The sequence below is a fragment of the Mycolicibacterium mageritense genome (assembly GCF_010727475.1).
In the GTDB taxonomy this organism is placed as follows: Bacteria; Actinomycetota; Actinomycetes; order Mycobacteriales; family Mycobacteriaceae; genus Mycobacterium; species Mycobacterium mageritense.
Genome location: NZ_AP022567.1, coordinates 6424246 through 6436482, shown reverse-complemented (window position 1 = coordinate 6436482; position 12237 = coordinate 6424246). Strand labels below are relative to the sequence as shown.

The following is a 12237-nucleotide window of genomic DNA, read 5'->3' as shown; positions in this document are numbered from 1 at the left end:
TCACGCCGTGTTTACGGCAGGAAGCGCGCGATCTGCGGTGACGGCAGGGTCTGGGCCGCACGGGCCTGACGGAAGCCGACCACACCGCCCGCGGCGGTAAGCAGAACCAGTCCCGCGACTCCGGGCAGCACCGCGAAAAGCAGATCTGTGGTGCTCGCCACGCGCAGGTAGTCCGCGTATCCGATCCGGAAGGACTCCGGGATGGCGCGCGCCGAGATCGCGTCGTCGCCCGGCGGTTGGGCGTTCGGTGCGGACGGCGTTGCGGGAGCGGCAGGTGCCGCCGGAGCGCCGCCGGGACCGGACGGTGCGGGGGCCACCACTGGCGGCACGATGACCACGGGCGGCACCACGGGGATCGGTGGTGGCGCGGCGACCGGCACGGCCGGGGCCGCGGGTGCGGCCGGAGCTACGGGCGCCGGTGCCGACGGGGGTTCGGCCCGGATCACGATGCTGCGACTGCTCGGCGTCGTCGGGACGGGCGCGAGGTTTGGGGCGCGGCCGATGTTGGCGTTGGTCGGCACACCACCGCCGCCGCCACCGCCCGAAACCGCGCCTGGTGCCGCCGCGCTGGCCCCGCCACCGGTGACCCCCGTGCCGCCGAAGGTCGCCGCTTCAGGGGCGTCCGCGGTCGCGGCGGAACGGCTTGCGGGCCCGGATGATTCGCTTGCGCTGTTCGAGTTCGGACTGTTCGAATTGGCGCCGACGGAGGTCTTCGGCTGCTTGGGACCGGACTGGCCGGGACCACCGGACTTGTTGGACTGGCCGGCGGCGCCGTTCGGCCCACCACCCCTGGAGCCGTGGTCGGACTTCTTCTTGTCTTTGTGGTGACCGAAGATGTCGAGGATGTCGACGTCGATCCCGAACAGATCGGCCGAAGCGACCGATGTGCCGATGACGCCGGGGCCGGCGACCATCGCACCACAGGCGATCGCGCAACTGATCGCGGTGTTCCGCATCCATGGCCGGTGCACGCCCACATTCCCCCGGGGGTCAGCGGTGCCGGAGCACCGCGCTCGTCGGACAAAGACCCATTCTGACACATCCGGAGATTCTTATATTTGCTGGACAGGGCCCCCGGCGATACCGGGGGCCCTGTGCGTGTGCCGCGCTATGCCGGGGTGGGTACCGGCTCGTCGGCCTCGCCGCGGCTGCGCCGGTCCCACTCGGCCAGGACTTCGGGCGCCGTGGGCTTGCTCGCCAGGCTCGCGATCACGTAGATGATCAGGCCGCTGATCAAACCGACGTAGATCGGCCCGTTGGCGAAGATGTCGCCCATGGCGGCCATGGTGACGAGCGTCGCGACGGTGCCGACCGCCATCGCGGCGATCGCGCCGATGTTGGTGCCGCGGCGCCACACCAGACCACCGAGGATCGGCACCAGCAGCCCACCCACCAGGATGTCGTAGGCCACGGTCAGCGCGGCCACCACGTCCTGCAGCACGCACGCGATGATGACCATCACGATGCCGAACCCGGCAACGTAGAGCCGGTTGCTGCGCACGTGGTCGTGCTCGGAGCCGGCCTCGACGTCGCGCTTCATCAGCCGCGCCACGATGTCCTGGCTGAACACGGTGGCGGTGGCGATCAGCGCGCCGCTGGACGTCGACATCACCGCGGCCAACGCGGCCGCCAGCACCAGGCCCGCCAGCAGCGGGTGCAGCTGGGCCTCCACGATCTGGGCGAACGCATCGTCGCGGGCGTCGAGCTTGGGCAGCAGCACGTGGGCCGCCATGCCGATCAGCGCGCCTGCCGCGGCGTAGAGCAGGCAGTACACGCCCGCGGCCGTGCCGGCCCACTTGGCCACACCGGGGCTGCGTGCCGTGAAAACGCGCTGCCAGATGTCCTGGCCGATGAGCAGGCCGAAGGTGTAGATGACGAAGTAGGTGACGATGGTTCCGCCGCCGATCGCGGTGAGCGACGTCGCGTCGGCGGGCAGTTTGTCGATCATGCCCTGGACTCCCCCGGCCCGGACCACGACGATCGGCAGCAGGATGAAGAAGATGCCGACGGTCTTGATGATGAACTGCACGAAGTCGGTCAGCGTGATCGACCACATGCCACCGAGCGTCGAGTAGATGATCACGACACTGCCACCGATGATGATCGACGGAACCTTGCCGATGTCGAACAGCGCACCGAAGATCGTCGAGTAGGCGATGGTCGAGGTGACCGACAGCATCAGCGTGTATGCCCACATCACCAGCCCCGACAGCACCGAAGACCCTGGGCCGTAACGCAACTCGAGCATCTGACTGACGGTGTACACGCGCAGGCGCTGGATTCGGCCGGCGAACAGCAGGCTCAGCGCGAGGATGCCGACACCGATGGCCACCACGAGCCACATGCCGGAGATGCCGTACTGGTAGCCGAGCCCGACCCCGCCGATGGTCGACGCACCGCCCAGCACGATGGCGGCCATCGTGCCCGAGTAGAGCATCGGGCCGAGCCTGCGCCCGGCCACGAGGAAGTCGGATTGCGTGGTCGCCCGGCGCTTACCCCAGAAGCCGAAGGCGATCATGCCGGCGATATAGATGACGACGATGACGACGTCGAGATGAGCGGTCATGCCGGTCTCCTTTCAGCGGATGTCGAGGTGGATGAGGGTCGGGCCGTCGGCGCCGAGCGCGCCGCTGACCAGTTCGGGGATATCGGACGTCGAGGTGGTGCGAACACCGTTGGCGCCCATGGCAATGGCCAGTGCGGCCAGGTCAGGTGTGTGCAGGTCGACACCGATCGGCGGGATGCCGCGGCTGTCCTGCTGTTGTCGGATCTCGCGGTAGCCGCCGTTGTCGACGACGATCACAGGCACCGAAAGCCGTTGTTCCACAAGGGTGACGAGTTCCTGCACCGAGAACATGAGCGCGCCGTCGCCGAGCAGTACCGCGACGGGTGCGCCGGGCCGACCGATGGCTGCGCCCACCCCGGCGGGCAGGCCGTAGCCGAGTGTGGCGTAGCCGGGCATGTAGCAGAACTGCCGCGGGCCGGGGACGTCGAAGAAGTGCACCGAGCCGAAGTAGGTGACCTGCGAGCTGTCGCCGGTGAGCACGGCCTCGGCGGGCAGTGCGGCGCGTACCGCGGCGTTGATCTCGGCGTACGGGCCCGCGTCAGCGGTGGCCTCGGCCACGCACTTGGCACGCAGTTCGGCCGCCCGCTGGGTACCGTCGGCGCTCCGTCCGGCGGGCAGGGCCGCCGTCAGCGCACCGAGCGTGGCAGCGGCGTCACCGAGCAGCGCGATGTCGGCCGGGCAGTTCTTGTCGAGTTGTCCGGGCTCGATGTCGCAGCGGATCACCGTCTTGCCGCGGATCTGGCCTTCCCACAGATCGGAGTCGCCCAGTTCGGTGCCGACGAGCAGCAGCGCGTCGCTCTCGGCCGCCGCGGCCTGCAGGGCGCGCAGCCGTACCGACGCGCCGACCGAAAGCGGATGACTCTCCGAGACAACGCCTTTGCCGTTGACCGTGGTGGCCACCGGTGCGCCGAGCGCCTCGGCCAGCGCCGTGACCTCGCGCTGCGCCGCGACCGCTCCGCCGCCGGCGATGATCATCGGAGCCTCGGCGGTGCCGAGCGCTTCGGCAGCGCGCCGGACCGCCTCCGGGTCCGCCTGCGCGGCAACCAGTTTCAAGGCCGCCCGGGCCCGGCCCGACCAGTCCTGCTCCAGGACGTCGATGGGGATCTCGACATGGACGGGCCGGGGCCGGCGCCCGGTGAACGACGAGAACGCCTCGGTGACAGCCTCGGCCGCCTCGTCGGCGCTGCGGACCCGGCGGCTCCACCGCACCAGCTCGTTCATGGCACCGCTGACGTTCTTGGCCTCGTGCAGCTGGCCGAGGTCACGCCCCTCGGCACCGGTCGGCATTCCCGAGGACAACACCAGCATCGGCTGGGACTCGGCGTAGGCCGTCGCCGCCGCGGTCATCGCGTTGGTCAGACCGGGCCCGCTGGTCGCGACCACGACACCGGGACGTCCGGTCACGCGGGCGTAGGCCTCCGCAGCGTAGCCGGCGCCCTGCTCGTGGCGGGGCGTCACGGCGCGGATGTCGGCGGACCGCAGATGCCGGTAGACCTCCAGATTGTGCGTACCCGGGATGCCGAAGATGGTGTCGACTCCGTTGACCGCAAGCGTTTCCACGACGGCCGCGCCGCCATTGCGATGGCCGCTCATGTCAGGCTCCCGGCTTGGTGGCCAGCACAGACATCAGCTCGTAGGCCACGTGGGCCGCAGCGATGCCGGTGATCTCGGCGTGATCGTAGGCCGGTGCGACCTCGACGATGTCGGCACCGACGACGTTGAGTCCCACCAGGTTTCGCAGGCAGTGCAGCAGCTCGCGGCTGGTCATGCCGCCGGCCTCGGGGGTTCCGGTGCCGGGTGCGTGCGCGGGATCGAGGACGTCGATGTCGACCGAGACGTACACCGGGGCTTCGCCGAGGCGGGCGCGCATACGCTCGATCACGGTGGCCAGGCCGTCGATCTGGAAATCGTCGGAGCCGAGCACCTGGAATCCGAGCACCTTGTCGTCGGACAGGTCGGTCGACGAGTACAGCGGGCCGCGCGTGCCGACGTGCAGACAGTGCTCCTTGTCGAGCAGGCCTTCCTCGCTGGCCCGGCGGAACGGCGTGCCGTGCGTGTAGGGCGCGCCGAAGTACGTGTCCCACGTGTCGAGGTGGGCGTCGAAGTGCAGCACCGCGATCGGTCCGTGGTCCCGATGCAGTGAACGCAGCAGCGGCAGCGCGATGGTGTGGTCGCCGCCGAGGGTGATGAGCTTGGTGCCGCCCTCGCGCAACTCGTCCGAGGCGTACTCGATGGTGGAGATCGCCTCGTTGAGGTCGAACGGGTTGACCGCGATGTCGCCGGCGTCGGCCACCTGCTGCACGGCGAACGGTTCCACGTCGAGGCGCGGGTGGTACGGGCGCAGCAGCTTCGACGAGGCCCGGATGTGGCCCGGACCGAACCGGGCGCCCGGCCGGTAGGAAACGCCTGAGTCGAACGGCACGCCGACCACGGCCACGTCGGTGTGCGGAACCTCGTCGGTGCGCGGCAGCCGGGCGAAGGTCGCCGGGCCCGCATACCGCGGGATCTTGGTGGCGTCGACGGGGCCGATCGGGGTGCTAGACGGGTTCTGCTGGCTCATGACAATCAGAATCCACGAGATATGCATCACATCGATATGGACAATGTGTCGAATCTTGCAGCTCCATGTTCGACACTGGGTCCATGCCAACTGTCGCCGAACTCGTCGCGGATCCCGACCTCGGGCTGGCCCTCGTCGCAGGTGGCGCCGATGCCGACAACGAGATCGAGGCCGCGGCGGTCTCCGAGCTCGCCCATCCCGGCCCGTGGTTGCAGGGTGGCGAGCTGCTTCTCACGATCGGGCTGCTGCTGCCCGACGACGTCGACGGGTGCCGGTCGTATCTCGCCGAGCTGAAGGACGCAGGCGTGCGCGCTGTCGGATTGGGCCTCGGCGGCGACCTGCCCCACCAGGCCGCACCCGAGCGCCTCGTCGTGGCCGCCGATCAGGTCGGCATACCGCTGGTCACCGTCCCCGATCCGGTGCCGTTCATCGCCGTCACCAAAGCGGTGTTCGCTCAGCGTGCCCGTGCCGAACGCCGTGAACTCGAGTGGGCGCTGCAGACCCAGCGGGCCCTGACCGCCGCCGCGGTGACGCCGGGCGGGTTGCTGGGCATCCTCGCGGCGCACCGGGAAGCCACGGGCCGCACCGGAGTCGTGATCGATCTGCTGGGCAGGATCCTCGCCGAATCCGATCCGGGCGGTGATGTCCTGGCCGAGGAGCTCAGCGGCCTACTCTCCTCGATTCGCGACCGTGGGCTGACCGCGGCGGCGGCCGACATCACCGCCGGGCGCCGTCGCGAGCTGCACGCACTCGGCGCACGCAGGCTCCGCGGTTGGCTGCTGATCGACGGTCCCGCCGAAATGCCGGTCGCCCCGCAGATCACGGGCGACCTGGTGTCGCTGCTGTCGCTCGAGCTGGAACGTCGGCACGGGTTGAACTCGAGTCAGCGCCGTGGACGCGCGCAGGTGCTCGACCGGTTGGGCCGCGCGACGGTGGACGACGTGGTCGCGGCCCGCTGGTTGTCGTCGGTCGGCCTGTCCGACACGGATCTGCGTGCCGCCGCGGTTGCCGCCCCCGAGGACGCCGACGATCTCGCGGCCGACCTGATGATCACGGTGCCGGACGCACTGGTGCGCGTGGTCGACGACGTCGTCGAGGTCGCCGTTCCGCTCGACATCGACCTGCCTGCGGTGCTGGCTACGCTGGCGGCAAGCCGCCCTGCAGGCATCGGGATCGGGGTCCGGCCGGGTGCGCTGGTGGTGTCGCTCCGGCAGGCCCGCTCGGCCCTGCCCGCCAGCCGGCTGCACGGGCGGCACATGCACGCCGAGGAGGTCGCCAGCAGCCGGCTGCTGCTCGACTCGGTCGGGGCCCAGTCGCTCAGCGCGTTCGCCGACGCGGTGCTGGGACCGGTCGATGCCGCGGACCGGGCCGCCGACCTGCTGCGCGCCTTGACCGCGTTCCTCGAGCACAACGGGCAGTGGGCGCAGGCATCCGCGGCGCTTGGTGTGCACCGGCACACCATGCGTAGCCGAATCGACGCGGTCGAGAAGCTCACCGGCAGGCGGATGGACGCCGCGCACGACCGCCACGAACTGTGGCTGGCGTTGCGGGCGCGGGATGCCGCGCGAATGTCGGCCGGCTGACCGGCCTGCGACGATAGGCTCTGTCCGTGGCCGTCAGCGAGTTCCGGCGCCCGGTGTGTATCCCCGAGTTGGCGCTGCAGAGCCGGGTGCCGGCACGCACCCAGCATTACGCGCTGAGCGTGTCGAGCCGGCTGCGGGTGCTCACCATCGCGACCTGGATCGCCGCGGCGGTGTCCGGCGGGTTCGGGATTTTCCAGCTGACGCTCGGGGGTCAGATCTGGCGGTTCGGGTTCATCAACCTGGCCTCGGCTGCCCTGTTCCTCATGGTGCCGCTGCTGTACCGGTTCGGCGAGCTGATCGCGCCGCTGGCGTTCTTCGTCGTCGCGTACGTCTCGGTGGCGTTCATGTGTTTCGAGATCGGCACCGGCTCGGGGCTGCAGTTCTATCTGCTGGTGTCCGCGACGCTGGTGGTGTTGGTGCTGGGCATCGAACGCATCGTGCTCGCAGGCACATTGGCGGCCATGGGCGTGGCGGCGATCATCGCCCTGGAACTCCTGGTGCCCAACGACCGCGGTCTTGGCCCGTCGTGGACGCTCACCGTCGGATTCGTCAGCTCGGCGATCTCGTCGGCGGTGATGATGTTCGCGACGGTCTGGTACTCGTTGCGTGAAACCGCCCGCGCCGAACAGGCCATGGAAGCCGAATATCAGCGCTCCGAACAGCTTTTGGCCAATATCCTGCCGGCCACCATCGCCGCCCGGCTCAAGGATCCGGCCCGCACGATCATCGCAGACAAGTACGACGACGCGTCAATCCTGTTCGCGGACATCGCCGGATACACCGAACGGGCCAGCGACACCACCCCGACCGATCTGGTGCGGTTCCTCGATCAGCTCTACACCGACCTCGACGCCCTGGTGGACAAGCACGGCCTGGAGAAGGTCAAGACCAGTGGCGATTCGTACATGGTGGTCAGCGGTGTCCCGCGTCCACGCGCCGACCATGTCGAGGCACTGGCCTGCCTGGCGCTCGACATGGCTGATGCCGTTGCGGACCTCAAAGATCCGCAGGGCCGGGCGGTTCCACTGCGGATCGGGCTGGCTTCCGGGCCCGTGGTGGCCGGGGTCGTCGGCGCCCGCAAGTTCTTCTACGACGTGTGGGGGGACGCCGTCAACGTCGCCTCCCGGATGGAGACCACGGACGTCGCCGGCCGGATCCAGGTTCCGCAGAACGTCTATGACCGCATTCGGCAGACGTTCCTGCTCGAAGAGCGCGGCGAGATCGACATCAAGGGCAAGGGCCTCATGCGCACCTGGTACCTGGTCGGCCGGCGTGACGACGCCGTGCGTGACTCGCTCGAAATCGGAAGTCAGACTTAAACTTTCCGGTTCTCGGACTTCAGAAGCCACGCCAGTTTCTCGAGTCCGTCGATCAACTGGTGCAGGATGTCCGCGGTGGTCGGATCCTCGGCGTCCACGGCATCGTGAACCTGGCGCATGGTGTCCACCACGGCGTAGATCCTCGTGACGATCAGATCGACGACATCGGTTGCGCTGTGCTCGTAGGCGGGGAATTGCGGCAGTGAGGTCTGCGCGGTCACGGTGTCGGACCGGCCGTCGGGCACTGCGTCGAGCGCCCGCATGCGTTCGGCGACTGTGTCGCCGCCCTCGCGGGCGAAGTCGACGACCTCATCGAGCTGCAGGTGCAGGTCGCGGAAATTGGTGCCGACGACGTTCCAGTGCGCCTGCTTGCCCTGCAACGCCAATTCGATCAGGTCGACCAGAACCTGCTGCAGACGTGCGCTGAGCTCGGGCGTTGCGTGGAACCCCTGGATATCTGTTTCGTTTCGACGTGCGTTCATGACAGGTGCAACATCCCCAAATCTGGAATCAATCCAGATTAGGTGATGTGTGGCTCGTATCACACAGGCAGCTCGTCATGCTGGTCCTGCTGTGTCAGCAGCCGCGCGTACCCCGCCCCCATACCGAGCAGCACCAGGCCCACGACGATGAAGACCACCACCCGGAAGATGCCGTCGAGCGTGCCCAGGTCGAACAGGAACAGCTTGGCCATCGCCGCGATCACCAGCACGAGTCCGCCCCCGATCGGCAGCGATCGCTGGGCCTTCGGCCGACGCGCGGCAAACGCGAACAATCCGGCTGCCACGGCGATCCAGCAGATCGTTGCTGCCATATGGCCGCCGAAGAAGCCACCGCCGGTCCCGCCGACGAGCACGCCCGCCGTCACCGCAAACGTGGTCACCGCGTAGCCGGCCACCGCCGCAGCCACCGACCACCACACCCGCAGGGTGTTCCCGGCCAAGACCGGAGTCCACGACCACGCGATCGCCACCGTCGCGGCGACCACCAGGACGCTACTGATCAACACCGAAACCGATGCCCCGGTGGAGAGTTCGACCGCGCGGGCGAGCGCACGCGGCGGTGCGGCATCCAGGTAGAACGCTGCGCCGACCGCTGCGAAACTCATTGCGCTCCACCGGGCGACGAGATTTCCGCGGCCCGCGAAGGCAACCACAGCTGCCATCGCGAGCAGTACCGGTCCGGCTACCGCACCGTCGAACGCAACGACCACCGCGATCAGCGCTGCGACTGCCGAGAGCGCCGACCACACCCGCCGGACCGCCACGGTCACTCCCGGCAGCCGATCGCCGATGGCCACGATGCCGAGCAGCGCGGCGGCGAGCGCGGCAATCATCAGCGCGGCCAACAACCGGTCGACGCAGGCTGACACACACAACAGCGGAACCACGCCGATCGCGGCCAGCACCGCTGTGGCGGCCGGACGTGCGGTCCGCCGCACCAGCAGCAGCCCTCCGGTGAGCGCCAGTACCGCCGCCAGCGCACACGCCAGGGCCAGCCGCAGATCGTCGCGGGTGTCGAACGCCGCCGCGGTCAGCGCGATCAACAGCGGAACGCTGGCGGCCGCGGTCCGTGCGGCGTGCAGCCAGATCCAGTCCTTGCCGAACTGCACAGGCAACGACGCCGCGGACAGCGCGAGCATGAATCCGACCAACAGCAACGTGACGCCATCGGTCACCACAGGTGCCAGGATCAGCAGCGGCACGAGCACCAACAACCCGAGGCTCTCCGCGTCCCACCGGCGCGCCAGCATGAGGCCCCCGCCGCCGATCACGGCCGCGAGCGCCAACCCCACTGGTGCCGGCACCCACTGGTAGACGGTGGTGACCGCGATGATGTCGATGTAGGCCGCGGCCACACCGGTGGCGGCCAGCGCGATCGCCCCGACCCGCCCACCCGGCCTGCGGTTCAGCCAGACCGCAGCCCCCACCAAGGACGCAGCCAGCACGCCGCCCGCCGCCACCCGGAACTCGGGCCGCAGGATCCCGGCCTGCGCGGCCAGCACCAGCAGCAGCACCACGCCGATGAGGGTGACCGCCACGCCCGCGACCGCCAGCACGTTGCCGATCCAATTCTCTGAGCGCTCGGTCACGGGCGGCCGGGCCGGAGCAGCTGGGGGTGGCACTGGCGGCCGGTGCACCGGCGCCTGCGGCACGGCGTACTGCGGTGCGGCGACCGGGTACGGGAACGGTGCAGCCCAATACTGGGGCTGCGGCTGGGGCTGGTGTGCGAGCAGGCGATCGAGTTCCACCAGGTCGGCGGAGACCCGCGACATGTACGCCGAAATCGCGGCGAAGTCGGCGGACAACCGGCTGATGACGGCACGATGCGGTTCGGTCATAGCCGATATCGTGCAACGAAACCGCGCCGAGCAGATGAGTAGGACTACTCGTCCAGGCCGTGTTCGATCGCGTATCTGGCCAATTCGACCCGATTGGCCACCTGCAGTTTGCGGAACGTCGCCTGCACGTGGTTCTCCACAGTGCGGTGACTCAACGAGAGCCGCGTGGCAATCTGCTTGGCGGTCAACCCTTTCGCAACATATCGCAACACCTCGGTTTCCCGTTCGGTGAGGCTCGGGGTGCCTGGTCCGTTGTCCGGGCGCTGCGCGATCCGCCGGTACTCTCCGAGCACCAGCCCCGCCAGACCAGGCGTGAACACCGCGCGCCCTTCGGCTGTCGCGCGGACCGCGGCCCCGAGCTCCTCCTTCGACGCGCTCTTCACCAGGTATCCCGTGGCGCCGGCCTTCACGGCCTCCAGCACATCGTCGCGCTCGTCGGATGCCGAAAGCACGAGAACCCGCGATGACGGCGACACCGCCAGCACCTCGGCGGTCGCCTCGGCCCCGCTGCCGTCCGCCAACCGCATGTCCATCACCACGACGTCGGGCAGCACCACCGCCGCGCGGCGCCGTGCCGCGGCGACCCCGTCGGCGGTGGCCACCACGGAAAATCCGTCCGCCGCCAAATCCCGTGCCACAGCATCGCGCCAGATGGGATGGTCATCGACCACCATCACCTTCAACTCAGCCTCGCTCATCACCGCTCCTCTCGACTCCCGCAGGCCGGGGCACCGTCAGCTCCCACTCGGTGCCACCTCCCACCTCGGTGTGCAGACTGGCCTGACCGCCGAGCCAATCCATCCGTCCCACAATCGATTTCGATACCCCCATGCGGCCCTGCCGGGCTGCCTCGGCGAGTCTGCCCGCTGGGATGCCGACCCCGTCGTCGCGGATGCTCACCGTCACCGAGTCGCCGAGATCCTCGAGCAACACAAAGGCGTGCGCATCAGCGCCGGCATGAGCGGCCACGTTGTCGAGCGCATTCTCGACGGCGGCGAACAGTTCGCGGGCCGTGGCCTCCGGCAACAGCACGGGATCGCCGGGCAGGCTCACCGAAACCCGATCGGAGGCCCTGCGACGCAAGAGGACACCGATATCGGTCGCCGTCGCGGTGCCAAGGTCGGCGTCGCCCGCGCTCACCAGCCGCCGCAGCCGGCGTTCCTGCTCGCCGGCGAGCTCGGCCAATTGTGCGGTTTCACCACCGATTTCCCGTCCCCGGCGCGACACCAACGCCAACACCTGGATCACGCCGTCGTGGACCTGCCGCGACAACCGCTCGCGTTCCTCGAGCGCGGCCGCGAGCCGTGCGGCCTTCTCCAACTCGGCGTGCGCGCGCCGAGCTGTGAGTGCGGCCATGCCAACCGCGAGTCCGACCGCTACTTCGATGACAATCGTCGCATTGCGGCCGAGGTTGACGCTCACGTAGCCCTTCAGCACGGCTGCGGCCGCCATCACCGCAACCCCCGCAGCCATCCCACCGATCGGGCCGAACTGCAGAGCAGCCGAGATGGTGGCGTTGGTGGCCCACAGCGTCGTCGGCCAGGACTGGTTGTCGGCCACCCATTGATCGGAGGCCACCAGGTCGGTGGACAACATGAGCGCGATCACCACGACGATCTCCGTGATCACCCAACCCGGTCGCCTGCCGAACCCCTGCAGGTAGGCCACCCCACACGCGACGCTCCAGACGATCAACACGCCGAACAACGCCGAGGCGAGCAAGGGCCGGTCCAGATCGTCGTTCACCGCGATCTGAAAACCCGCGGCGTAGATGCAACTGAGCAGCCGGAAGGCTTGGGCCGCCCGCCACAGCGGTGCAACCGGATCGGGGCCGCGCTGCATCAGCCCAGCATAAAGTCGCTCAGAGC

10 protein-coding genes are annotated in these 12237 nt (G+C 69.1%); 2 read left to right on the top strand and 8 right to left on the bottom strand.

What is annotated here, in order from left to right; genetic code table 11:
* Window positions 1-11: 11 nt before the first annotated feature.
* The 4 genes from G6N67_RS30965 to speB form a co-directional block, all read right to left on the bottom strand.
* Complete coding sequence (locus G6N67_RS30965) at window positions 12-956, bottom strand: hypothetical protein (protein WP_051579269.1); 945 nt, start codon at window positions 954-956, stop codon at window positions 12-14.
* Window positions 957-1108: 152 nt separating this feature from the next.
* Window positions 1109-2566, bottom strand: a complete 1458-nt coding sequence (locus tag G6N67_RS30960) for a sodium:solute symporter family protein (RefSeq protein ID WP_036441921.1) — start codon at window positions 2564-2566, stop codon at window positions 1109-1111.
* Window positions 2567-2578: 12 nt separating this feature from the next.
* Window positions 2579-4159 carry a thiamine pyrophosphate-binding protein gene (locus tag G6N67_RS30955; RefSeq protein ID WP_036441918.1) on the bottom strand — a complete coding sequence of 527 codons (1581 nt, stop codon included), beginning with the start codon at window positions 4157-4159 and terminating at the stop codon, window positions 2579-2581.
* A gap of 1 nt (window position 4160) precedes the next feature.
* The gene (gene speB, locus G6N67_RS30950) at window positions 4161-5126 is read right to left on the bottom strand and encodes an agmatinase (protein ID WP_036442323.1); all 966 of its coding nucleotides are present in this window, start codon (window positions 5124-5126) and stop codon (window positions 4161-4163) included.
* Window positions 5127-5209: 83 nt separating this feature from the next.
* Here speB and G6N67_RS30945 point away from each other — a divergent pair, with 83 nt between their 5' ends.
* Both G6N67_RS30945 and G6N67_RS30940 read left to right on the top strand, forming a co-directional pair.
* On the top strand, window positions 5210-6709 hold the full coding sequence (locus G6N67_RS30945; protein ID WP_036442321.1) for a PucR family transcriptional regulator: 1500 nt from the start codon (window positions 5210-5212) through the stop codon (window positions 6707-6709).
* 26 nt (window positions 6710-6735) lie between these two features.
* Window positions 6736-8028: an adenylate/guanylate cyclase domain-containing protein gene (locus G6N67_RS30940; protein ID WP_051579268.1), complete on the top strand. Its 1293-nt coding sequence runs from the start codon at window positions 6736-6738 to the stop codon at window positions 8026-8028.
* On the opposite strand, the gene G6N67_RS30935 is transcribed toward G6N67_RS30940, so the two are convergent.
* The 4 genes from G6N67_RS30935 to macS are packed head-to-tail and all read right to left on the bottom strand — an operon-like array spanning window position 8025 to window position 12211.
* Entirely contained in the window at window positions 8025-8510 is a 486-nt protein-coding gene (locus G6N67_RS30935; RefSeq protein ID WP_036441915.1) for a Dps family protein, read from the bottom strand. The two genes, G6N67_RS30940 and G6N67_RS30935, sit on opposite strands and share 4 nt — an antisense overlap.
* A gap of 59 nt (window positions 8511-8569) precedes the next feature.
* Window positions 8570-10369: a DUF2339 domain-containing protein gene (locus G6N67_RS30930; RefSeq protein ID WP_163642349.1), complete on the bottom strand. Its 1800-nt coding sequence runs from the start codon at window positions 10367-10369 to the stop codon at window positions 8570-8572.
* Window positions 10370-10413: 44 nt separating this feature from the next.
* Window positions 10414-11067: a response regulator gene (locus G6N67_RS30925; protein ID WP_036442318.1), complete on the bottom strand. Its 654-nt coding sequence runs from the start codon at window positions 11065-11067 to the stop codon at window positions 10414-10416.
* Window positions 11054-12211: a MacS family sensor histidine kinase gene (gene macS, locus G6N67_RS30920; RefSeq protein ID WP_036441913.1), complete on the bottom strand. Its 1158-nt coding sequence runs from the start codon at window positions 12209-12211 to the stop codon at window positions 11054-11056. Before macS ends, G6N67_RS30925 begins: the two co-directional genes overlap by 14 nt.
* Between the last annotated feature and the right edge of the window lie 26 nt (window positions 12212-12237).

What these genes read in the sequence shown, in the direction of transcription:
- G6N67_RS30935 (WP_036441915.1), bottom strand. Translation starts at nt 8,510, where the DNA reads ATGAACGCACGTCGAAACGAAACAGATATCCAGGGGTTCCACGCAACG.
- speB (WP_036442323.1), bottom strand. Translation starts at nt 5,126, where the DNA reads ATGAGCCAGCAGAACCCGTCTAGCACCCCGATCGGCCCCGTCGACGCC.
- macS (WP_036441913.1), bottom strand. Translation starts at nt 12,211, where the DNA reads ATGCAGCGCGGCCCCGATCCGGTTGCACCGCTGTGGCGGGCGGCCCAA.
- G6N67_RS30965 (WP_051579269.1), bottom strand. Translation starts at nt 956, where the DNA reads ATGCGGAACACCGCGATCAGTTGCGCGATCGCCTGTGGTGCGATGGTC.
- G6N67_RS30945 (WP_036442321.1), top strand. Translation starts at nt 5,210, where the DNA reads ATGCCAACTGTCGCCGAACTCGTCGCGGATCCCGACCTCGGGCTGGCC.
- G6N67_RS30930 (WP_163642349.1), bottom strand. Translation starts at nt 10,369, where the DNA reads ATGACCGAACCGCATCGTGCCGTCATCAGCCGGTTGTCCGCCGACTTC.
- G6N67_RS30960 (WP_036441921.1), bottom strand. Translation starts at nt 2,566, where the DNA reads ATGACCGCTCATCTCGACGTCGTCATCGTCGTCATCTATATCGCCGGC.
- G6N67_RS30955 (WP_036441918.1), bottom strand. Translation starts at nt 4,159, where the DNA reads ATGAGCGGCCATCGCAATGGCGGCGCGGCCGTCGTGGAAACGCTTGCG.
- G6N67_RS30925 (WP_036442318.1), bottom strand. Translation starts at nt 11,067, where the DNA reads ATGAGCGAGGCTGAGTTGAAGGTGATGGTGGTCGATGACCATCCCATC.